General features: G+C 27.9%; 30 protein-coding genes and 1 tRNA gene. 13 read left to right on the plus strand and 18 right to left on the minus strand.

Annotated elements, in window-relative coordinates; all coding sequences use genetic code 11:
• The first annotated feature begins 5 nt into the window (after window positions 1-5).
• Window positions 6-137: a hypothetical protein gene (locus ACTTBO_RS00330; RefSeq protein ID WP_256998081.1), complete on the plus strand. Its 132-nt coding sequence runs from the start codon at window positions 6-8 to the stop codon at window positions 135-137.
• On the opposite strand, the gene hisG is transcribed toward ACTTBO_RS00330, so the two are convergent.
• The 12 genes from hisG to ACTTBO_RS00390 all read right to left on the minus strand — a co-directional run bounded on the left by hisG (window position 120) and on the right by ACTTBO_RS00390 (window position 8,835).
• On the minus strand, window positions 120-812 hold the full coding sequence (hisG, locus tag ACTTBO_RS00335; RefSeq protein ID WP_440655645.1) for an ATP phosphoribosyltransferase: 693 nt from the start codon (window positions 810-812) through the stop codon (window positions 120-122). The genes ACTTBO_RS00330 and hisG overlap by 18 nt on opposite strands.
• Window positions 812-1,864, minus strand: a complete 1,053-nt coding sequence (locus ACTTBO_RS00340) for an ATP phosphoribosyltransferase regulatory subunit (RefSeq protein ID WP_440655647.1) — start codon at window positions 1,862-1,864, stop codon at window positions 812-814. The genes hisG and ACTTBO_RS00340 overlap by 1 nt, the downstream gene beginning before the upstream one ends.
• The gene (gene hisS / locus ACTTBO_RS00345) at window positions 1,842-3,236 is read right to left on the minus strand and encodes a histidine--tRNA ligase (protein ID WP_440655649.1); all 1,395 of its coding nucleotides are present in this window, start codon (window positions 3,234-3,236) and stop codon (window positions 1,842-1,844) included. The genes ACTTBO_RS00340 and hisS overlap by 23 nt, the downstream gene beginning before the upstream one ends.
• 312 nt (window positions 3,237-3,548) lie before the next feature.
• Entirely contained in the window at window positions 3,549-3,761 is a 213-nt protein-coding gene (locus ACTTBO_RS00350) for a cold-shock protein (RefSeq protein WP_075505957.1), read from the minus strand.
• Between the two features lie 81 nt (window positions 3,762-3,842).
• Window positions 3,843-3,917 (minus strand) — tRNA-Phe (locus tag ACTTBO_RS00355).
• 4 nt (window positions 3,918-3,921) lie between these two features.
• Entirely contained in the window at window positions 3,922-4,137 is a 216-nt protein-coding gene (infA, locus tag ACTTBO_RS00360) for a translation initiation factor IF-1 (protein WP_023854397.1), read from the minus strand.
• Between the two features lie 2 nt (window positions 4,138-4,139).
• On the minus strand, window positions 4,140-5,423 hold the full coding sequence (gene hisD / locus ACTTBO_RS00365; RefSeq protein WP_440655662.1) for a histidinol dehydrogenase: 1,284 nt from the start codon (window positions 5,421-5,423) through the stop codon (window positions 4,140-4,142).
• A gap of 2 nt (window positions 5,424-5,425) precedes the next feature.
• Window positions 5,426-5,818 carry a DUF2948 family protein gene (locus tag ACTTBO_RS00370; protein WP_440655664.1) on the minus strand — a complete coding sequence of 131 codons (393 nt, stop codon included), beginning with the start codon at window positions 5,816-5,818 and terminating at the stop codon, window positions 5,426-5,428.
• Window positions 5,815-7,077, minus strand: a complete 1,263-nt coding sequence (gene murA / locus ACTTBO_RS00375; RefSeq protein WP_440655665.1) for a UDP-N-acetylglucosamine 1-carboxyvinyltransferase — start codon at window positions 7,075-7,077, stop codon at window positions 5,815-5,817. The genes ACTTBO_RS00370 and murA overlap by 4 nt, the downstream gene beginning before the upstream one ends.
• A 3-nt stretch (window positions 7,078-7,080) precedes the next feature.
• Window positions 7,081-7,641: a dCTP deaminase gene (gene dcd / locus ACTTBO_RS00380; RefSeq protein ID WP_440655667.1), complete on the minus strand. Its 561-nt coding sequence runs from the start codon at window positions 7,639-7,641 to the stop codon at window positions 7,081-7,083.
• 97 nt (window positions 7,642-7,738) lie between these two features.
• Entirely contained in the window at window positions 7,739-7,939 is a 201-nt protein-coding gene (locus ACTTBO_RS00385) for a hypothetical protein (protein WP_075505952.1), read from the minus strand.
• A gap of 173 nt (window positions 7,940-8,112) precedes the next feature.
• Window positions 8,113-8,835 carry a TVP38/TMEM64 family protein gene (locus tag ACTTBO_RS00390; RefSeq protein WP_440655669.1) on the minus strand — a complete coding sequence of 241 codons (723 nt, stop codon included), beginning with the start codon at window positions 8,833-8,835 and terminating at the stop codon, window positions 8,113-8,115.
• Window positions 8,836-8,930: 95 nt separating this feature from the next.
• Here ACTTBO_RS00390 and rpmH point away from each other — a divergent pair, with 95 nt between their 5' ends.
• Genes rpmH through ACTTBO_RS00440 form a run of 10 tightly spaced genes read left to right on the plus strand, consistent with a single transcriptional unit; the run spans window position 8,931 to window position 16,317 of the window.
• Window positions 8,931-9,071 carry a 50S ribosomal protein L34 gene (gene rpmH, locus ACTTBO_RS00395; RefSeq protein ID WP_023854404.1) on the plus strand — a complete coding sequence of 47 codons (141 nt, stop codon included), beginning with the start codon at window positions 8,931-8,933 and terminating at the stop codon, window positions 9,069-9,071.
• Window positions 9,072-9,075: 4 nt separating this feature from the next.
• Window positions 9,076-9,417 carry a ribonuclease P protein component gene (gene rnpA, locus ACTTBO_RS00400; RefSeq protein WP_440655670.1) on the plus strand — a complete coding sequence of 114 codons (342 nt, stop codon included), beginning with the start codon at window positions 9,076-9,078 and terminating at the stop codon, window positions 9,415-9,417.
• On the plus strand, window positions 9,417-9,665 hold the full coding sequence (gene yidD / locus ACTTBO_RS00405; protein ID WP_440655672.1) for a membrane protein insertion efficiency factor YidD: 249 nt from the start codon (window positions 9,417-9,419) through the stop codon (window positions 9,663-9,665). The genes rnpA and yidD overlap by 1 nt, the downstream gene beginning before the upstream one ends.
• A gap of 1 nt (window position 9,666) precedes the next feature.
• Window positions 9,667-11,343: a membrane protein insertase YidC gene (gene yidC / locus ACTTBO_RS00410; protein WP_440655674.1), complete on the plus strand. Its 1,677-nt coding sequence runs from the start codon at window positions 9,667-9,669 to the stop codon at window positions 11,341-11,343.
• Window positions 11,343-12,209, plus strand: a complete 867-nt coding sequence (gene argB, locus ACTTBO_RS00415; RefSeq protein WP_440655676.1) for an acetylglutamate kinase — start codon at window positions 11,343-11,345, stop codon at window positions 12,207-12,209. Before yidC ends, argB begins: the two co-directional genes overlap by 1 nt.
• Window positions 12,206-12,877 carry a pyrimidine 5'-nucleotidase gene (locus ACTTBO_RS00420; RefSeq protein ID WP_440655678.1) on the plus strand — a complete coding sequence of 224 codons (672 nt, stop codon included), beginning with the start codon at window positions 12,206-12,208 and terminating at the stop codon, window positions 12,875-12,877. Before argB ends, ACTTBO_RS00420 begins: the two co-directional genes overlap by 4 nt.
• A 4-nt stretch (window positions 12,878-12,881) precedes the next feature.
• Window positions 12,882-13,709 (plus strand): 2,3,4,5-tetrahydropyridine-2,6-dicarboxylate N-succinyltransferase, encoded by an 828-nt coding sequence (dapD, locus tag ACTTBO_RS00425; protein ID WP_440655680.1) that lies wholly within the window; start codon window positions 12,882-12,884, stop codon window positions 13,707-13,709.
• Between the two features lies 1 nt (window position 13,710).
• Window positions 13,711-14,868, plus strand: coding sequence for a succinyl-diaminopimelate desuccinylase (dapE, locus tag ACTTBO_RS00430; RefSeq protein ID WP_440655682.1), 1,158 nt, complete (start codon window positions 13,711-13,713; stop codon window positions 14,866-14,868).
• Window positions 14,865-15,794: a histone deacetylase family protein gene (locus tag ACTTBO_RS00435; RefSeq protein ID WP_440655684.1), complete on the plus strand. Its 930-nt coding sequence runs from the start codon at window positions 14,865-14,867 to the stop codon at window positions 15,792-15,794. The genes dapE and ACTTBO_RS00435 overlap by 4 nt, the downstream gene beginning before the upstream one ends.
• A 31-nt stretch (window positions 15,795-15,825) precedes the next feature.
• Window positions 15,826-16,317, plus strand: coding sequence for an SET domain-containing protein (locus tag ACTTBO_RS00440; RefSeq protein WP_440647315.1), 492 nt, complete (start codon window positions 15,826-15,828; stop codon window positions 16,315-16,317).
• Here ACTTBO_RS00440 and truA read toward each other — a convergent pair.
• The 5 genes from truA to ACTTBO_RS00465 are packed head-to-tail and all read right to left on the minus strand — an operon-like array spanning window position 16,297 to window position 20,420.
• Window positions 16,297-17,037, minus strand: coding sequence for a tRNA pseudouridine(38-40) synthase TruA (gene truA, locus ACTTBO_RS00445; RefSeq protein ID WP_440655686.1), 741 nt, complete (start codon window positions 17,035-17,037; stop codon window positions 16,297-16,299). The genes ACTTBO_RS00440 and truA overlap by 21 nt on opposite strands.
• Window positions 17,038-17,958 (minus strand): methionyl-tRNA formyltransferase, encoded by a 921-nt coding sequence (gene fmt, locus ACTTBO_RS00450; RefSeq protein WP_440655688.1) that lies wholly within the window; start codon window positions 17,956-17,958, stop codon window positions 17,038-17,040.
• A 3-nt stretch (window positions 17,959-17,961) separates the two neighbouring features.
• A complete protein-coding gene (gene def / locus ACTTBO_RS00455; protein WP_440655690.1) occupies window positions 17,962-18,480 on the minus strand; it encodes a peptide deformylase in 519 nt (172 codons plus the stop codon).
• Between the two features lie 25 nt (window positions 18,481-18,505).
• Window positions 18,506-20,263: a hypothetical protein gene (locus ACTTBO_RS00460; protein WP_440655692.1), complete on the minus strand. Its 1,758-nt coding sequence runs from the start codon at window positions 20,261-20,263 to the stop codon at window positions 18,506-18,508.
• Window positions 20,238-20,420, minus strand: coding sequence for a hypothetical protein (locus tag ACTTBO_RS00465; RefSeq protein WP_075505937.1), 183 nt, complete (start codon window positions 20,418-20,420; stop codon window positions 20,238-20,240). The genes ACTTBO_RS00460 and ACTTBO_RS00465 overlap by 26 nt, the downstream gene beginning before the upstream one ends.
• 57 nt (window positions 20,421-20,477) lie before the next feature.
• On the opposite strand from ACTTBO_RS00465, the gene ACTTBO_RS00470 reads away from it, so the two are divergent.
• Together ACTTBO_RS00470 and aroB are read left to right on the plus strand one after the other, a co-directional pair.
• Window positions 20,478-20,990: a shikimate kinase gene (locus ACTTBO_RS00470; RefSeq protein ID WP_440655694.1), complete on the plus strand. Its 513-nt coding sequence runs from the start codon at window positions 20,478-20,480 to the stop codon at window positions 20,988-20,990.
• A complete protein-coding gene (gene aroB, locus ACTTBO_RS00475) occupies window positions 20,977-22,080 on the plus strand; it encodes a 3-dehydroquinate synthase (protein WP_440655696.1) in 1,104 nt (367 codons plus the stop codon). The genes ACTTBO_RS00470 and aroB overlap by 14 nt, the downstream gene beginning before the upstream one ends.
• Here aroB and ACTTBO_RS00480 read toward each other — a convergent pair.
• Window positions 22,072-22,332, minus strand: a complete 261-nt coding sequence (locus ACTTBO_RS00480) for a BolA family protein (protein ID WP_440655697.1) — start codon at window positions 22,330-22,332, stop codon at window positions 22,072-22,074. The two genes, aroB and ACTTBO_RS00480, sit on opposite strands and share 9 nt — an antisense overlap.
• Window positions 22,333-22,341 lie beyond the last annotated feature (9 nt).

The following is a 22,341-nucleotide window of genomic DNA, read 5'->3' on the forward strand; positions in this document are numbered from 1 at the left end:
ATGTAATGGAATTATTATTAATATTTAAAATTATTATTGGTTTAGGAATACTAGTTGGTGTTTATGCAATCCTTCGAAACCTAGATATTATTAAAATTATTCTTATTTATTGGAAAGATTTAATTCTTAGAAAGTAAACTAGCTAAACTTTGAAGAGATTTATTTTTAGACGATGATTTAGATATCATCATACAAGCCTCTGATTTTAATATTTCACCGTCTTTTAAAACTCTTAAATTATTAGCTTTTAAAGTTTCCCCCGTTGAAGTGATGTCAGTAATTATTTCTGATGAACCAGTAAAAGGATATGCCTCAGTAGCACCTAAACTATCTACTAATTTAAATTGGGTAACCCCTTTAGAAAATAAAAATTCTCTTGTTAAATTTGGATATTTGGTTGCAACTCTTAATCTTTTCTTTTTCTTATCTCTAAACTCAAATGCTATTTCCTCTAAATCAGCAATAGTTTGAACATCAATCCAAGGATCTGGAATTGCAACTACCAATGTAGCCTTCCCAAAATCATATTTTTTAATAACGTTAATTTTATTTTGAATATTTATTTCACTTTCCTTTAATAAATCAAAACCAGAAAATCCTAGATCTAAAGAACCATCTCCAAGTCTTTCTATAATTTCTCTAGCATGAAGATATAAAATTTTAATATTTTTCTTTTGTTGAATTGAACCTAATAAATCTCTTTCTCCTCTTTCTGAAATCAGATTTAATTTATTTTTTTTAAATATGTTTAAGACATCCTTTCTGAGTCTGCCTTTGCTGGGAATGCCAATATTTAATATATTTTTCTTCATTAATAATTTAAATTTAATGCAGCTCCAACTGCTGGTATTTGTTTTTTTGACCCAAGATCAGAAATTAATCGATCATAACGACCACCATTAACAATATTTTTTAATTTGTTTTTTGATTTAACATCAATTTTAAAAACCATTCCTGTGTAATATTCCAATTGTCTTCCAAAAGAAGTTGAAAATACTACATTTAGTTTTGAAACTTTGTTGTTAGAGACAGGAAAATATCTTTGATCAACCACCAAATTAATTCTATTTTTCTTAAAAAATTTATTTAACTCAGATGCAGCCTCGTTGATTGGGCATTTGATTTTTAAAAAGTCTTTAATAATTTTTGAAACACCTTTACCTTTACTAGCTCTTCTTGGATCTTTAATTTTGTTATCAAATCGATTTAATATCTCATTAATTGTTCTTCCTGCTATTACATTTGATAAATCTTCTTTTAGCATTTTTAAATAACGCTTTTTATCTATTTCAACGATAGTTGGATCTACATCAGAGTTTGTCTCTAATCTTTTTAAAAGATCATTAAAGTAATCTTCTCTCCAAAAATGTCTTGATAATCTTAACTTCCATCTTTTCGGGATATCTAGTTTTGAAATTAACAAATTAAATATCTCAACATTCCCTATTGTTAATTTACCTGAAGAATATTTAATATTTTGAAGAGATTTTAGTGAGGTATTAATAATTTCTTTATCATCATTTTTTTCATCCTTAGAACCTAAAATTTCAAATCCAATTTGATCTCGGATAATAGAATCACTTTTATTTTCAGATTTTCTATAAGCTTGACCACTATAGAAAATTTTTTCTTTTCCTTTTAAATTATTCTCTAAGTATCTCAAACAAGATGCAATTGTTAAATCTGGTCTAAGACATAACTCACTTCCATTCTGATCAGTAAATGAAAAAATAAATTTTCTAAAGTTTTCTCCTGACCTTTGAACGATATGATTAGCCTCAATAACTGATGGTAAATCTATGTATTTGTAACCCTTAGATTTTACTGATCTAAGAATGTTTTCAGATAAGTTTTTTAATTTCATCTATTAAATTTGATTTTGGAAATGTTTTGTTATTTTCACCTTTGACACCTTTAAGATTTTTTATTGTTACTGTGCCTTCATTAAATTCATTGTCACCACATATAACTGCTACATTTAATTCACGCTTGTTTGCTAAAGTTAATTGCTTACCTAAATTTTTCTTTGTGTCTAAAAAAATTTCTGTATTAATGTTATTTTCTCTTAACTGATCTACAATTTCATAATAATTTTTTAGATATTTTTCATCCATCACACAGACTAAAACAGGCTTTTCATCATCCACCTTAATCTGATCCAATTGCAAAAGTGCAAATAACAATCTATCCACACCAAAACTAATTCCTGTACCTGGAATATCTACCCCTTTAAATCTTGAGATAAGTTTAGCATAAGAACCTCCCGAACAAATGCTGCCAATATCAACTTCTTTTCCTTTATTATTTGTAACTTTAAAATTTAGGTTAGTTTCAACAATAAAATCAGAATAATAAGCTAAACCTCTAACAATAGTAAAATTGGTTTGTACTTGATCTAAATTAGAACCAAATCCTAAAATTTCAAAAACGTCCTCTAACTCTTTAATTCCTTCTTGAGACAATGGATTTTTTAAATTTTCTTTTAATTGTTTTAATTCTTTTATTTTTAAAAAATTTAATATTTGTAATGCTTGTTCGTCTGTTAAATCAGCACCTTTTGTAACTGCACCGCTTGCATCTTTTCTCTCTTTTTTAAGAAGATCTTCAACACCTTTTAAACCAAATCCAGGTTTATCTAATTTATCAATAGCTCTAATTACTTTTAATTGCTTATCTTCAGATATTTTTAAATCATCAATTAAACCTTGTACAATTTTTCTATTACTAATATTGATCGTAAATTGATCTTTATTCAAACCACAATCTAAGAGTGTACTCGAGATTAAATTGCAAAGTTCTGCATTAGCTTGCGCTGAATTAACATTTCCAACAATATCAAAATCAGCTTGCATGAACTCTCTGTATCTTCCATTTCCTGCTTTTTCATTTCTAAAAACATTCTGAATTGCATATCTTTTGTAAATTGATGGAAGCTCTTGGTTGTTTTGAGCAACAAATCTAGCTAAAGGACTAGATAGATCATATCTAAGTGTAATATTTTTATCACCATCTTTGAATGAGAATACATCAGACATAGGGTTGTCCTCGTCTTCTGCTAAAAACGAACCAATATTTTCACTGATCTCAAAAGAAGGGGTTTCTAATGGTTCAGCTCCAAATTTTAAAAAATTTTTTTCAATCACTTTTAAAAGCTGTTTTTTTAAAACTAGCTTTTTATTCCAACGATCTTCAAATCCAGATGGTAAGGAAGGATTGAGTTTTTTATCTTTTTCCATTTTAGTGGTACTTTGGGTAGGTTACGCTCCTACGACTTCGGATCCACAAACCGACGTGATACTATTTCACCACCAAAGCTTATCCTTTAGTTATTATCTTATTTTATGTGGAATGAAAATTATAATATAAATAAATAGCCTAATGGCTATGGAAACAGTTTCTATGAGTACTTCTATAAGTAATTCTGTATGTAATATTTATATTCATGTGCAGCCTTTTAGACAAAAATTATTAATATTCAAGGCTTAAATAAAAAAAGGACGTTAATCTAATAAATGTAGAAATAACGTCCTTTAGAAATTTTACGAAAATTAGTCTATTTTTTTTAAATTTACTGCAGAAGGACCTTTAGGACCGTCTTCTAATGTGAATTCAAGTTTATCACCTTCATTAAGAAATCTCATCCCAGCAGCTTTTACAGCTGAAGCATGTACAAAGGCATCTTTCTCTTTGTCGTCTCTCTCTATAAAGCCATATCCCTTTTTACCATTATACCATTTTATTTTACCTTGTAGTGTACTCATCTTATTTCTTCGTCCTTTTGTTATTTATTATATTAATTAAGTTAATTTCTTTTACAGGTATTTCAAGATCAAACTTTGTGGTGGTGGCTGAGGAAGGATTCGCACCTCCGACACAAGCCTTTTCAGGGCTCTGCTCTACTCCTGAGCTACTCAGCCTTATTTATCCTCTAAAGATAATTCTTCCTTTAGTAAGATCGTAAGGTGTCATCTCCACAGTTACATTGTCACCTTGAAGAACTCTAATTCTGTTTTTTCTTAACTTACCTGCTGTGTGAGCTGTAACCGTATGACCATTCTCTAGCTTAACTCTAAACATTGCATTCGGGAGTAGGTCTATCACAGTCCCCTTGAATTCAAGTAAGTCTTGTTTTGACAAATTTATTTTCTCCTTATTCTTTTTAATACTGATTGAGCATGCCCAACCAGGCCTTCATAATTTGCAAGTGTTATAACTGATGGTCCAAGACTTTCAATACCCTTTTTTGATAGGTTTATGTATGAAATTCTTTTGTAGAATTCGTTTACACTTATACCACTTGAATATTTTGCTGATCCGTTAGTTGGTAAAACATGGTTTGAACCAACATTATAATCCGTCATAGCCATAACAGCATATTTTCCTAAACAAATTGATCCTGAATTTTTTATTTTTGAAACAATAGATTTATAATTTTTAACATTTAACTCTAAATGCTCTGGAGCTATTTTGTTAACAATATCGATAATTTTTTTATCTGAATTTACATGCATTAAAATACCATTATTTTGCAAACTTCTCTTTGCAATAGATTCTCTTGGAATTTCTTTTAATTGTTTAACTATTTCAGTTTTAACTTTATTTAATAAGTTTTTATCTTTTGAAATTAATATACACTGTGCAAGATGATCATGTTCTGCTTGTCCTATTAAATCACTTGCAACCCATTCTGGATTAGAATGCTTGTCACAAACTATTGTAACTTCGGAAGGACCAGCAGTCATACCCTCAATTCCGACATCTCCAAAAACTTCTTTTTTTGCAGCTGCAACGTAAGCATTTCCAGGCCCTACAATTTTATCAACCTTTTTAATTTTTTTTGTTCCATAAGAAACTGCAGCAATAGCAGATGGTCCACCAATTGAATAAATTTCCTTAATTTTACATTTTTTGGCAGCATATAATACTGCAGGATTTTGTTTTCCTTTATAGCCTGGGTTGATCATAACTATTCTTTTTACACCAGCAACAATAGCTGGAATTGCATTCATCAATACACTAGATGGATAGGATGCAGTTGAACCAGGTACATAAATTGCAACAGAATCTAAAGGTAAATATTTATACTCAAGTTTATTTTTAAATTTATCGGTGTAAGAAATATTTTTAAACTTTTGTAATGAATGAAATTTATAGATCCTGTTGTAAGCAGTATCGATAGATTGTTTTACAATAGAATTTAATGATTGAATTGATTTTTGAATTTGATTTGAGCTAGGCTTGATTACTGAATTTTTATTAAATTTTTTCTCATATTTTAATAAAGCTTTATCACCATTTTTTTTAACATCTTTAATAATGTTAGTGACTGAAACAGAGCTTGATTGAACTTTTCTCTTTCTTTGCAATAATAAATTATCTAATAATTTACCAAAATTTTTCTTACTGCTATCTAAAACCTTCATCTCTAATTTATTTCGCTTTGATCCTCTAATATTGCTTCAATCGTTTCAGCGGTCAAAGCGATATGAGCATTGTTACTAAAAAAGAGATTTATTTCATAAACATCGTTATTTTTCAAATAATCTATTCCTACTAATTCTAAAACCAATTCTTGATTTGATTGATCAATATTTTTTGACTTTACCTTATCAATAAAATCAAATCTGCAGATACTATTGACTTTTTTGTCCTCATTTTCATTTTCTACTTTAATACGTTCAATTGATAACAAAAATACTTTATTAGATTCTAGATACTTAATATCTGAAACTTTTACTTTAGCTCCTGAACTACAAGCTGAAATCATTTGTAATCCCTCTTTGTCTGTAGCAATAATTTTAGCTAAATATTTGTTCATCTTTTTAATCTTTTTATTTTAACACCAATATTTTTTAATTTATTTTCAATTTTTTCATAACCACGATCTAAATGATAAATTCTATTAATTACAGATCTTCCTTGTGCAACTGAAGCTGCTAAGACAAGTGCCACTGATGCTCTTAGATCACTAGACATTACTTCTGCACCAATAAATTTCGTATTACCCTCAATAAAAGCTTTATTATTTTTGGTAATAATGTTTGCACCTAATCTCTGTAATTCAGCAACATGCATAAATCTATTTTCAAAAATATTCTCTGTGATTGAACTTTTTCCTTTTGCTTTACACATTAAGACCATTAATTGCGCCTGCAGATCGGTTGGAATTCCAGGAAACTCTTTTGTATTAATATTTTTTATAGACTTAATTTTTTCTGGTCCACTAATATGAATTTTATTTTTGCTTACTTTTATTTTAGCTCCTGCTTTTTTTAATAAATTAAGTTCGGTATTTATTATTTTAGGATCTAAATTATTAATTTCAAGAATTCCTTTAGCTAGAGTTGCTGCTACACAAAAAGTGCCGGCTTCAATTCTATCAGCCATCACAGAATAATTTGTTGATTTTAAAGAGCTTACTCCGTTAATAGTACAAGTTCTCCCTTTCCAACTAATTTTTGCACCAGCTGAGTTAAGAAAGTTAGTAAGGTCTTTTATTTCTGGCTCGACAGCGCAATTTCTTAATACTGTTTTTCCTTTCGCTAAGCATGCAGCAATTATAGAATTTTCTGTTGCGCCAACAGTAATTTTTGGAAATCTAATTAACCCTCCTTTAAGTTTGCCAAAAGATTTTGCTAATATGTAACCATCCTTAATTTTATAATTCATCCCAAGTTTTTCTAAAGCTGACAAATGATAATTAACTGGTCTCGCACCAATTAAGCAGCCACCTGGTAATGATGTTTTTGACTTATGATATTTTGCAACTAATGGTCCTAATACTAAAATTGAACCTCTCATTGTTTTAACTAATGAATAACTAGCAAAAGTTTTCATATTTTTATTGTTTGAAATTTTTGCAGTTTTTTTATCTTTAGAAAGTTTGATTTTTGATCCAAGAGATTTAAGTAAATTAAGCATAGTGCTTATATCTTTTACTCTTGGAAGGTTATGAATAGTTACCGGTAAATCAAAAAGTAGTGTAGCTGCTAATATTGGTAGTGAAGCATTTTTAGAACCTGATATTGAAACTTTACCCTTGATTTTGCTAGGACCATCAATCAGAAATTTGTCCATAACTTACTTTTTAATTTTGGCAACCTGAATAGTAGTTTGTCCCTGATATTTACCGTTCTTAGATTTATAAGTTGTCTCTGGTTGAATCTCTGATTTAAAGAATAAAAATTGGGCTATACCTTCATTAGAATAAATTTTTGCTGGATTAGGTGTAGTGTTGCTTAGCTCTATAACTATATTTCCCTCAAATTCATTTTCAATAGGAGTTACATTACAAATTATACCTGTTCTTGCATAAGTGCTTTTACCAACACATATACAAAGTACATCTTTTGGAATTCTAAAATATTCTACTGTTTTAGCTAAAACAAATGAGTTTGGAGGAATAATGCAATGTGGTCCCTTTTTCTCTATAAAATTGTCATCTGAAAAATTTTTTGGATCAACTAAGGAATTATTTACATTAGTGAATATTCTATATTCATCAGAGATCCTAACATCATACCCCATGCTACTTAATCCATATGATATTTTTCCCTCCGCAACTTGATGATCTAAAAATGGTTCAATCATGTTGTGCTCTTTGCACATCTTCTTAATCCACGAGTCAGGCTGAATAGACATTACTTAGATTTTTTTTTGTTTTTTTTTTGGAATAGTTTTCTTTTTTTTAAGTTTTTTCTTAAAGCTAAGCTCAAACGCTCATTTTTATCTTTTGAACTCATTCTTTGTTGGGATTAGTCAAAAAATCTAACGATATTGGTTTATTAGGATCTAATGGTTTTGATGTAGGCTCTTCTTTTTTTGGGCCTTCTTTAGCTAAACGTTTGGCTTTTTTTTCAGCAAGCTTTCTCTCTCTTTTAGCTTGCTTCTCCATAAGCTTGTTACCTTTTGTAGATTTATAATCGTAGTGAATTCCCATAACATTTTTTTTAGTAGATATAGATCATTATAATCAAAAAATTAAGGCAATAATTTGAAAAAAATGCTTTATTATCAATAAATTACTAAATGTATTTTAGCTCCTGTAGTTAAATGGCATAACAAGTCATTGGTAATGACTAGTTCCCTGGTCAGTACAGGGTGGGAGCACCATTAATTTCTGTAAAATTTTTTTCTGAAAATGATTGAAATCACAATTAGTACAAAAAATGCTAAAAGAGGAACATAGATATCTGGAGAAAAAATAATATCCATTATTCCAGGAACTACTGAATTTTGGTCAATTACTTTTTCAATCCCACTTCCAATTGAAACTGCCAAAAAAATCTGAGGTATTATTCCTAAAAAAGTTGCAAATAGAAAATTTTTTACTTTTACATTAAATAATGTTGGCAATAGACAGCTTATTTGCCAAGGAACTCCTCCAATAAATCTGTAAACAAGCAAATAAAAAAATTCAGATTTTTTAAATTTGATTTCAAGATTTTGAAACTTATTAAGAAATTTTTCTCTTATTAAATCTCTTAAAAAATAATTTCCAAATATATATAAAAAAGTTGCACCTACACTTAAACCAGTTACCACAACTAGTGTTCCAATCCATTTCCCAAAGATAAAACCACCCATAAGTGCTACGGGAGATCCAAAGCCCAGAAAAGGAAATACCCAAAGCACTGTTAGAAACAAGAAAGAAATTGAAACTAAAAATAAATTAGAATTCTTCAAATCAATTAAATAAGATCTGTTATTTCTCAAAAAATCATAAGATGTAATCTCCTGAAGACTAAATTTTGAAAAGAAAAAATATAAAAATAAACTAACAATTAATAAGTAAGATAAACCTATAAATAATTTAATTTTTTTTGTTTTTTCCATGAATATTGTTATTTTATTCCTAAATCTTCTATTTGCTATTTTTATTATTGCTAATATAAAGGGGCAAAAATTTATAAAATTTAATCAATTTATTTATGAAAAGAACGTACCAACCTTCAAATAAAAAAAGAGCACGAAAACACGGCTTTAGATCGAAAATGAAAACTAAAGGTGGAAAGAAACTTTTAGCTAGAAGAAGAGCCAGAGGAAGAAAATCTTTAACTGTATCAGTGTAAATTAATGAAAAGCAAAATTGTTGCTCTTTCAAAAAACGAAGAATTTAAAAATTTACTTAAACAAAAAAAGTTTTCAAATAAGTACGTAACTATTTTCTTTGGTAAGTTAATGAATAAAGATACTAAAAAACTCAATATTAGTTTTGTAACAAAAAAGAAATTAGGGAATGCTGTTAAGAGAAATAAGATTAAAAGAAGATTAAGGAATATTTTAAACGAGGCAGTTAAAAAAATATCAATAAATTTTAACTATTCATTCCTTGTTATAGCTAAGTCATCTATGCTAAATAATGAATACAAATTAATAAAAGAAACTCTATTTCAGGATTTTGAAAAAATAAAATAATGAATATTTTTACAAATATATTAATTAAAATTATCAAAGGTTATAAATATTTGATTAGCCCTTTATTTGGACATTCTTGTAGATATTTACCTACTTGCTCAGAATACAGTATTGATGCACTTAAAGAATTTGGTCTGTTAAAAGGATCATTTTTAAGTTTTAAAAGAATCTTATCTTGTCACCCAATCAAATTTTTAGGTGGTGGTGAAGGTTTTGATCCTGTTAAAAAAAACACAAAATTAAAATAATATGGATACTAAAAATATAGTAGCAGCAATTTCATTATCAGCAGCAGTTATAGTTTTGTATTCACTATTTTTTGCTCCTCCACCAATTACTAAAGAAAATATGGCTGAAGGAAATAAAGTTGAACAAAACAGCGATACACCTTCATTAGATCAAAAAGAAAATGTTGCTGAAATTTCTAGAGAAGAAGCTTTAAATCAAAGTGAAAGAATTAATTTTGAGAATGAGAGTATTGTTGGTTCTATTTCACTTAAAGGTGGTGTTATTGATGATCTAATTTTTAAGCAATATAATGTCAGTCTAGACTCTCAGGAAAAAGTTACACTTCTTTCACCAAGAAATTCAAAAGATGGTTATTTAATTGAAAGTGGTTTTATTACATCTGATAAAAATGTTGAAATTCCAAATTCAAATTCTATTTGGAAAGTTTCAGGAAATAATAAGTTAACAGATCAATCTCCTATAAAATTATCCTGGACAAATGATCAAGGTATAACATTTGAAAAAGAGATTGCCTTAGATGAAAAATTCTTATTTACAATCAAACAAAGTGTTATCAATCCTACCAATAAGAAATATGATTTTTATACTTATGGGCAAATCATTAGAAATGAAATACCTGATATATCTAACTTCTATATTCTTCATGAAGGTTTGATTGCAGATTTAGATGATGAATTAATTGAAGAAGATTATGATGATATACAAGAGAAGAAATTTTCAAGAACAGCTCAAAAAGGATGGCTAGGTATTGGAGATAAATACTGGGTAACTTCACTAATTCCACCTAGAGAAAAAGAATTTAAAACAACATTTGATTATAAAGATAAGTTCAGAGCAAATTTTGTATCAACAGAACCATTGGAACTTAATGAAAATTCATTGATTGAAGAAACCTTACAAATCATTGTTGCTGCAAAAAGAGTTGATGTAATTGATGGATATGCTGAATCTTTAAACATTGATAAATTTGACTTAACAATTGATTGGGGATTTTTATACTTTATTACCAAACCGTTATTTTTTGGAATAGATTATTTCTTTAAATTACTCGGAAATTATGGCCTAGCGATTATAGCAATTACAATTTGTATAAGATTAGCATTTTTTCCACTTGCAAACTTTTCGTTTAGAAGCATGGCAAAAATGAAAGCCTTACAGCCTGAAATGGCGAGACTGAAAGAGTTACACAAGGACGATAAAATGAAATTGCAACAAGCGATGATGGCTCTATATAAAAAAGAAAAAGTAAACCCAATGTCTGGTTGTTTACCAATACTTGTGCAAATTCCAGTTTTCTTTGCTTTATATAAAGTTTTATTTGTAACAATTGAAATGAGACAAATGCCTTTTTATGGCTGGATACAAGATTTATCTGAGAGAGACCCTACCTCTTTGTTTAATCTATTTGGATTATTGCCTTATGATGTACCATCATTTTTAGTCATTGGAGCATGGCCTGTCGCAATGGGTGTTTCTATGTGGGTTCAACAAAAATTAAATCCTGCACCAACAGATCCGATGCAAGCAAAAATATTTATGTTTTTTCCATTATTCCTAACAATAATTTTAGCACCTTTCCCAGCAGGGTTGGTAATATATTGGACAGTAAATAATATTTTAACTATGGCACAACAAGTTTTCATAATGAAACGAACCACTGTTAAAACAACAACTTAATGTTGGATATTAAAGAAGAAGAATTAAAAACAATTCTACCACTTGATGGTCCTTCAACAGAAGAAGTACAAAAATATTTAGAAAAATATAACGATGAATATATTGTTATTAAATGTGGTGGTAGTGTTTTAATTGATCAAAATCTTTTTGATATTTTTATTAAAGATATTTCAACACTAAATAAACTAGGATTTACTCCTATTATTGTTCATGGTGGTGGAAAAAGAATAAGTAATAAACTTAATGAGATAGGTTTAGAAAGTAAATTTATAAAAGGATTAAGGGTAACTGATAAAGATACTATTAAAGTTGTAGAAAAAGTATTAATTGATTTTAATAAAGAAATTATCAATGCTCTAGATAAGCAAAATTGTGAAGGTCAGAGCATTAATTCCAAAGAAAATAATATTTTAACAGTTGTCCAAGAAAATGAAGAGCTTGGTTTTGTGGGCTCTCCTACAAATGTAGATCAATCAATAATAGATAAAATTATAGCAGATAAAAAAGTGCCTATTATTGCACCCTTAGGTTTAGATAAAAATGATCAAACTTATAACGTCAATGCAGATACTGCAGCTGGCTATATTGCTAAAAAAATTAACGCAAGAAGGTTAATTATATTAAGTGACGTAGAAGGTGTGTTGGATAAAAATAAAAATCTAATTTCAGAAATTAATTCAGAAACTATAAAAGAGTTAATAGATAATGAAACAATCACGGGTGGTATGATCCCAAAAATAAATAATTGCTTAGATGTTGCTAGTAACGGAGTAAAAGGAGTTGTTATAATAGATGGAAGAAAAAATCATTCTGTTCTATTTGAACTTTTATCAGATGGGGGATCTGGAACTTTAATTAGACAATGAAAAATTTAAGCAATATTAAAAATATTTTATTTGATTGTGATGGTGTTCTTTATAGTGACCTAGAGGCAGTATTTGGTCAAGTAAGCCGAAAAATGACTGAATATATCTCAAGTAAACTTAATGTAGATTTAAAAAAAGCCAAAGAACTTCAGACAAATTACTTTCACAAATATAACACAAGCTTAAATGGTCTAATGATACATCATGAAATTGATCCTAAAGAATTTTTAGATTTTGTTCATGATATTGATTTATCTTTTTTAGAAAAAGATACAGCATTAAGATATGAGTTAGAGAATATAAATTTAAGAAAATTTGTCTTCACTAATGGTAGTTACAACCATGTAAAGCACATCACTACAACCCTAGGAATTGACGACCAATTTGAAGGCATATTTGATATCGTAGATGCAGAATATCACCCAAAACCAGAAGCTAAAGCTTTCGATTTAATGGTGGAAAAATTCAAAATTGATCCAAAAGAAACTTTGTACATTGAAGATATAGCAAAAAACTTATCGATAGGTAAAGAGCGAGGAACAATTACTGCTTGGTTAATTAATGATGAGGAATGGGGCAAAAAAGAATCTGATAAAGAATATATTGATTATAAAATTGAAAATCTTACTTTATTTTTAAAAGAAATAAGGTTATTAAAAAACCAATAAAACTATGAGTATAGAAAACATTATAAATGAAGCTTGGGAAAACAAAGATAAAGTTAATGAAAATTCAGATCAAAAATTAAAAGATACTATTAATCAAGTAATAGAAGATCTAGATAGTGGTAAATCTAGAGTTGCTGAAAAAATTGATGGTGAATGGGTAACTCATCAACACCTAAAAAAAGCAATTATGCTAAGTTTTAGAATTCATGGAATGGAAACTTTAGATGGTCCCTACTCAGCTTGGAGAGATAAAGCTCATTTGTTAAAAGGAAAAACAGCCGGATGGTCAAACGCTGATTTTGAAAAAGCAGGTTTTAGAATGGTACCAAATACTGCAATGAGAAAAGGATCATATGTTGCTAAAAATGTTGTTCTAATGCCAAGTTATGTAAATATTGGTGCTTACATAGATGAAGGAACAATGATGGATACATTTAGTCGTGCAGGTAGTTGCTGTCAGATTGGAAAAAATTGTCATATTTCAGCTGGAACTGGTATTGGTGGAGTTTTAGAACCAGCACAAGCACTTCCGACTATTATTGAAGATAATGTTTTTGTAGGTGCTATGTCAGAAGTTGTAGAAGGGGTAATAGTTGGTGAAGGTTCAGTGCTAAGTATGGGTATGTATATTGGGCAATCAACTAAAATCGTTAATAGAAAAACTGGTGAAGTAACTCACGGTAAAATACCTCCTTACTCAGTCGTTGTTCCTGGATCATTACCAGACAAAAACAATCCTGCTGCACCTTCGTTATATTGTGCAGTAATCATCAAACAAGTTGATGAAAAAACAAGATCCAAAACATCAGTAAACGATCTTTTAAGAGATTAAAATGCAAACCATTAATGAATTACAATTAGCCAAAGAGCTAATTCGTTACCCGTCTATAACACCAATAGATGCTGGAGTAATGAAATTCTTAGAAAAACAATTAAGAAAACTTGGTTTCAAAACTAAAATATTAGAGTTTAAAGAAAAAAATACTAAACCAGTAAAAAATCTTTATGCAAGACTTGGAACCAAAGGTCCAAATTTTTGCTACGCTGGTCACTTAGATGTTGTACCTGCTGGAAACTTAAAAGATTGGACAGTAAATCCTTTTAGAGCCTCAATTAAAAAAGGACATTTAATTGGAAGAGGAGCAAATGACATGAAAAGCTCTATTGCAGCTTTTGTTTCTGCTGTCAGCATTTTTGTTAAAAATAATAAAAAATTTGATGGATCTATAAGCTTACTAATTACAGGTGATGAAGAAGGAATTGCTATTAATGGTACAAAAAAAGTTGTTGAATACTTAAAAAAAAGAAAAGAGAAAATTAGTTTTTGTTTAGTTGGAGAACCAACTAATCCAAATAAATTGGGAGAAATGATTAAAATTGGTCGAAGGGGAAGTATGACAGGCAGACTTTCAATTATAGGTATTCAAGGTCATGTTGCTTATCCTGATAGGGCTAACAATCCATCAACTGCTCTTGTTCAAATATTAAAAGAATTGAAGGAAATTAAATTTGATAAAGGAACAAAAGACTTTCAGCCAACAAACCTAGAAGTTACAAAAATAAATATTGATAATACTGCTGATAACGTAATTCCAGGTTTGGCTAATGCAACTTTTAATATTAGATTTAATAACAAACATTCATCGAATTCAATTAAAACAAAAATAAATAAAATATTGAAGAAAATTTGTCATAAAAATAAGTCAAATTATAAAATTGAATATAATGTATCCGGTGAAGCTTTTTTGACTAAACCAAATCAAACTACATATATGATACAAGATATAATTAAAAAGATTACTAAAATTAAGCCTGAACTCTCAACAACAGGAGGCACATCTGATGCAAGATTTATAAGAAAGATTGCTCCCTGTTTAGAATTTGGTTTGGTTGGAAAAACAATGCATAAAGTAGATGAGGCAGTTTCTTTAGGTGATTTAAAAAAATTAACTTTAATTTATTCAAATATTTTAAAGAATTATTTTAAGTGAAAACAGCTTTAATTACTTCTGATACATATAAAAATCACAATACAGGAGATGGACATCCTGAAAAAATAGATAGAGTTACAGCTGTTATTGATAACTTCAAAAAATTAAATAACAAAAATTTAATTTGGAAAAAGCCTTCAAAATTTGAAAAATCAATATTAATAAAAACTCACTCTTCTAAGTATATTGATCATGTCGATCAATCGTACCCTCAAAATGGATTTAATTTTTTAGATGGAGATACAGTTGTCTCCCCTGGTAGTAAAGAAGCAACAATGGACGCTGTTGGATCAATTATAGCAGCAATTGACGGTGTTGAAAAAAAAGAATTCAAAAATGCTTTTTGTGCAGTAAGACCCCCAGGTCATCACGCAGAAAAAGAAAAAGCAATGGGCTTTTGTATTTATAACAATGTTGCGGTTGGGGCTAATTATTTAATTGAAAAATATGGTTATAAAAAAATAGCTATAATTGATTTTGATGTCCATCATGGAAATGGGACACAAGATATTTTTTTCAACAATGAAAAAGTTTTATATATTTCCACTCATCAATTTCCATATTATCCAGGTTCAGGTTCGGAAAAAGAGATTGGAAAATTTAATAATATTTTAAATATTCCACTTGAAGCTGGAACAAGTGCTAGAGAATATTTAAATGCATATGAACTGGTATTAAAAAAATTAAATGAATTTAAACCAGAATTTCTTTTATTTTCTGCAGGTTTTGATGCTCATATTGATGATCCTTTGGCACAATTAAAACTTAATGCTGAAGATTATTATACAATTACAAAAAGAACCTTAGAAATTTCAAAATCATTTTGTAGAGGTAATGTAGTATCTATACTAGAAGGTGGATATGACTTAAAAGCATTACAAGATAGTACACAAAGACATGTTGATGCTTTAATAGAATTTAATTGATAATTCCCAATAAAAAACTAAATAAAACTCAATGAAATTATATAAAATTAAAAAATCTGATATCGATAAAAAAGGTAGAGGACTTTATGCTACTAAAGATATCAAAGAAGGTACAAAGATAATCGATTACGTTGGTAAACTAATTACAAAAAAACAAACTGAAGAGTCTGATAAATATGACAATAGTAAACCAATCTATTTATTTACTATCAACAAAAGATATGACCTTGATGGAGATTTTTCATGGAATACTGCAGGATTAATTAATCATTCTTGTGACAATAATTGTGATTATGATGGTAAGGGTCTAAAAATTTGGGTTAAAGCAATTAGAGATATCAAAAAAGGTGAAGAATTTACCTGCGATTATGGTTTTGGTTATGATGAAAATTACAAACAATTTCCCTGTAAGTGTAAGTCAAAAAATTGTTGTGGGTACATTGTAAGAGCAGAATCTAGATGGCGAATAAATAAAAAATTTGCCATGAGTAATAAAAAAAAACTAATAAAAAACTCTAGATAAAAATAATCCTGTAGGTGGTGCTGGCGGAGCGCACAGCGACCTTTTTTTAGACTTTAGAGCTTTGTCAAATTTTTTCAAATCCCATTTCTTTTCACCTAAATATTTTAAACAACCAACCATAGATCGTACTTGCTGTTGAAGAAAAGATTGAGATTTAAATTGAATTTCTATTTTATCATTTAAAGATTTTAATTTTACAAAATCTATTGTTCTAATTGGACTTTTTGCATTACAACTTGATGCTCTAAATGTTGAGAAATCCTTTGTACCAACTAATTTTTTTGCTCCTAATTTCATCAAATCTAAATCTAATTTTTTTCTTACGTGCCAGACTTGGTTTTTTTCAATCACAGGTGAACTTGCTCTATTTAAAATGAAATATTTATAAACTCTCTTTTTTGCAGAAAATCTTGAGTGAAAGTTGCTGGTCCTTTTTCTTATTTTAAGGATTGTAATATTTTCATTTTTTAAAAAGTGATTAATTGAGTTAATAAATTTATCTAAGCTCAATAATTTATTTTTTAAATCAAAATGCGCGGACTGCTCGATAGCATGAACACCAGCATCTGTTCTACCTGATCCAACTAAAGTAATATTTTCTTTTAATAACTTTCTAATTTTGTCCTGAAGTATTCCTTGAATGGTTTTATTTTTTTTTTGAATTTGCCAACCTTTATAATTTGTGCCTAAATATTCTATCAAAAGCTGGTATCTAAACATTTATATTTTTGAACCTTTTTTTATCTGCGAACCTTGAATAAATTCACCAATATTTTGAGGTCTTTTACCCTGTCTCTGAATTTCCTTAATAATTATCGATTGATTATTACCACATGCAATTTCAAGATTATCACTCAATACTGACCCTGGATTTCCTTGAGCTCTTCCAACTTGAGCTTTTAGAATTTTATATCTTTCTCCATTAAACATAAAAAATGCTCCTGGTGATGGGTATAAACCATTTATCTTACCAATAATTTTTTCAGCATTTTCATCCCAGTTAATTTGACCTTCAGTTTTTTGAATTTTAGATGCATAGGTTGCATTTGAATGATCTTGCTCAATAAAACTCGCTTTATCCTCTAAAATATCATCTACGTTATCTAAAATTTTTTCTGCTGCTAAGTTAGAAAGCTTTTCACTAATTTCTAACGCATTCAAATTTTCATTAAGTTGAATTTTATAATTATTACAAACTGGTCCTGTATCTAATTTCTCAGCAATTCTCATTATACTTATTCCAGTCTCTTGATCTAAATTCATAATTGATCGTTGAATTGGTGCAGCACCTCTCCATTTAGGCAGTAAAGATGCATGAATATTTATAAAACCTTTTTTAGTTAGGTTTAGAAATTTTTTAGGTATGATTTGTCCGTAAGCAACAACTATTGCTAAATCAGCATCTAAAGAATCTAAAAAATTATACTCCTCTTCATTATTTAAAACTGACGGCGTTCTATATTCTAAATTTAAAGTTTCAGAAATACCTTGTATTGGAGACTTATTAATTTTTTGTCCTCTTTTTGATTTTTGGGGTGGCTGTGTATACACACAAGAAATATTATATCCATTTTGATATAAAGATTTTAAAATTGGTACAGCAAACATGGGCGTACCCATAAAAACTAACTTTTTTGACATTTTTTAAACTTCAGCTGTATTTGATTTTAATTTTGAAAGTTTCTTTATGATCATTGATTTTTTTAGTTTTGAGAGATAATCGATGAATAATATCCCTTCCAAATGATCCATTTCATGCTGTATGCATGTTGCAAGTAATCCATCTGCCTTTAGCAACTGTTTCTTTCCATTGTAATCTAAATACTCTACTTCACATTTGCTTGGTCGATCAATTTCAGCAAATTGATTTGGCACAGACAAACACCCTTCTTCATAAGTTGCCTTGAGTGGGTCTTTATTTTTTATTACGGGATTTACAAAGTATCTAGGCTCTTTTTTGTTTTCATCCTTGCTTATATCCATCACTATAATTCTTTTTGGTATACCAATCTGAATTGCTGCAAGGCCAATACCATTAGCATCATACATTGTATCGAGCATGTCATTCATTAATTTTTGCTCTTCAATTCCAACTGCTTCTACAGGTTTTGATACTTGTCGAAGTAATTTGTTTGGTTCTGTAATAATCGTTCTTATCGCCATAAAAATTTGTATGTTATTATAATTTTTATACTTTTAAAGGAAGAACTTTTAGCAATAGCTTATTTCTTATTAAATCAGCATTTATTTGATTTAGTGTATTTGAAATAAAATAAAGTCTTTTTTCATCAATATTTTCTATACTGTCATTACCTATTATCTCAATTAAAGATAATAAAACTGTTCCAACTTCATTTGTTTCTATCAATTCAGTTAAATTTTCGTCTAATTCAAAAGGTTTTTGTGAATATAAACTGTCATACTCGCTTGGTATTTCTACTCCGTCTGATTTTAGACTTTCTATAAAAATTATATCTTTAGTGGACAAAGTTTCATTACTAAAAATTATTCTATCTAGAAATTTTTTTAAATCTTCTTGTATTTCAGATTTTGAATAATCTCCTCTAAAATAATTTACCCACTTAGATTGATGTAAAATATTATTATTGTATTGAATTTTTTTGAACTCTGAATTCTGATTTTTTGAATAATTATTGTAAAAACTTAAATAATCTGAAGGAACATCATCTACTTCGATTTCTTTCAGAAAGTTATTGAGCTCTATATCAAAAGCTAATCCAATGTTGTTGTCCTCAAATAGCTGCTTCAACAACTGTAAAAATTCCAATTTTAATTCTGCTTCACTCGTTAAAAGTGCTCTTTGATAAATTAACGCTCTTGCTTCTAACGGAGATAGCAACTTGTAAGTATTAGTTGCACTTAACAATTGATCAATATTGAATTGAAATTTTTTATAATATTCAAATAAATCTTTTTCAGAGAAAATTTTATAATTGGCAGCTTTCTCAATAATTAAGATTTTGTCTTGATCATTTATGTCAACATTACTTAGATCTGGTAGTAAATTTGAATTTGATAGATATTTCCAAATTAATTTAGGTGTATTTTCATTGGGTTCAAATGAAAATTCTGGATTTGTTCTATGAGCTAAATGAAACTCAAATACTGAGCTTTCAGAGACTTCTTTAGATGCTTCATCAATATAACCAAACAGGTAATTCATTTTATTTTCAAAATATTCATCTTGAAAACCTAACTCTTTTTTAAGATCTAGAATTAATTGGGCTTCTTCATTTTTTCCATAATTAACTAAACAATATAAATTTAATTTAGATAAATATTCATCTTCAACTGGTTCTTTAATTTTTGTAAAAAATTCACAGGTCTTTTTTATATCTTGTCCTGATAAATAGTTGTCTAATAAATGTCTAGTTAGTTTAGGATGAGAATTTACAATTTGATTATTAACCAAAAATTCTTCAATGAGTTCTAAATTAGAATTTTTAATTAACCAATCAGATTTAAATTTTAAAAATTCATTTTCAGTAATATTTTGATTAGGATAATGAGCATTAGTTAATAATGAGACTTCCATAATTTCTAAAGCGTCATTAGAAAGATTAATTTTCTCTAAACTCTCAAATAAGCTTTTTAACTTTTGACCATCAGAATTCGTCCACATATCAATAGTCAAACCATGTTCTTCAGGATCATATAATCCTACGATTTTGACTTCTTTTGATATTAAATTTTCATCTAATTCTATTGAGCCAGTATTTTTATCTGACTGCATATCAAAGACACTTATTTGATCGTTATTATTTTCACCTTCAATAACAACTACCTCCTCAACAGTTTCATTTTCTTTTTTTTCGAGATTCCATATATCAATTGGATTATCTTCTGCGTGAATAGGATTTAAAATAATTAGATAGCTTAAAAAAATAAAAAAAAATTTTTTATTTAACAATTTTAAAATTTTCATTTGGAATAATTTTTTCAATTTCCTTTTTAGGAGCAGGAAAATCAATTGAATTGAGAATTAAAACAACGCCAAGAACAATTACTAGTCCAAAAATAGATTTAACAACTAGTCCGATTATACTTTTTTTACCTGAACTTGTATTTTTGTTGAATTGCATATAACTTTAGTTAATTTCAAATTAAGACATATTTGTGTTTTTTCAATATTTAAACTTATGAAATCAAAAAAAAATCTAGTTTTTCTAGGTATGATGGGATCTGGTAAGAGTTCTATAGGCTCTTTAGTAGCAAAAAAATTTAAATTAAATTTTGTAGATGTAGATAAAGAAATAGAAAAAAATTTAAATACAACAATTCGAAAAATATTCGAAACAAAAGGAGAAGAATATTTTAGAAAAATTGAAGAAAAAACTACACTTAAAAAATTAAAACTTAGTTCTACAGTTGTCTCTCTTGGAGGAGGTGCTTTTGCTAATAAAAATATTAGAAATGAAGTTTTAAAAAATCATTATTCATTTTGGTTAAATTGGAATGAAAAAATTTTAATTGAAAGAATTAAAAATAGCAAAAAAAGGCCTTTAACAATTAATGCTACAGATAATGATTTAATTGATTTAATTAAAAAACGAACTAACATTTATTCTAAAGCCTTATATGAAATCAAGTGTGATAATCTCACTAAAAATGAAATAGTAGGCAAAATTAAAGAAATTTATGAAACCAATTAAATTAAAAATTGAAACAAAAACACAAAAATATCCAATAATAATTGGATCAAATCTAATTACTAACTTTTCAAAAATAATTAAAAATAATTCCTTAACATTCAATCAATGTCTTCTTGTAGTTGATAAAAATGTACCAAAAAAATTTATCACTAAAATAAAAAATTCATTAAATAAAAAGCAAATACATATATGTTTTTTTAATGCCAGTGAGTCCAATAAAAACTTTAATATTATTAATAAGATCCTAGAAATTTTATTAAATAAAAACTTTTCTAGAGATGACTGTTTAATATCAATAGGTGGGGGTATTACAGGTGATGTAAGTGGTTTTGCATCTAGTATCTTTAAAAGAGGTATGAAATTTATAAATATACCAACAACACTTTTATCCCAAGTCGACTCTTCGATTGGCGGCAAAACTGGCATAAATTCACATTATGGAAAAAACCTAATTGGTAGTTTTTATCAACCAAACTTAGTAATATCAGATGTTGATTTTCTTAAATCGCTGCCAAAAAGAGAGATTGTTTGTGGATATGGTGAAATTTTAAAACATTCTCTAATAAGAGATAAAAATTTCTTCAAATTTTTAAATAAGAATGTGAATAAAATTACTAAACTGAGTTCTCCATTTATTGAAAAAGCAATTTATGAAAGCTGTAAAATTAAAAAAAGTGTGGTTGAAAAAGACGAGAAAGAAAAAAATTTAAGAAAAGTTTTAAATTTTGGACATACATTTGGCCATGCTTATGAAGCAACCCTAAATTACAACAAGAAATTAAATCACGGTGAAGCAGTAATTCTAGGGATAAGGACGGCACTAAGTTTTAGTTTAAATTTAACAATACTAAAAAAAAGTGATTACAACCTAATATTAAATCATATCAATAATTTAAATCTATCAATATCTGTTAATAAATTTTTTAATAAAAAAGATATAAATAAAATATTATTTTTCATGACAAAGGATAAAAAAAATAAATCTCAAAAAATTAATTTAGTACTTTTAAAAAAAATTGGATCTCCACAAATTAATATTGAATATCCAAAACAAAGACTGAAAAAATTTTTTAATGATTACTTAAGATAGTTGAATTTGAATTGAGTGAATAGTTTCTTTCAACTCTTTATCTAATACTTTATAAATTTTTTTATTACTTTCAATTCTGTTCATATTTTTTAACTCATCAGAAACTATACTTAATTTTAAATGATATTTGCCTTCCTGATTACCTTTGTGATTTTTATGAAGAAAAGATTTATCTTCTATATCTATACTTTCAATATTTATTTGATCTGATAATTTTTTTTTTATAATTGCAATTAATTCATTTATATCCATATAGTAAAT

The organism is Candidatus Pelagibacter sp. HIMB1509, from assembly GCF_052047855.1.
Lineage (GTDB): Bacteria > Pseudomonadota > Alphaproteobacteria > Pelagibacterales > Pelagibacteraceae > Pelagibacter.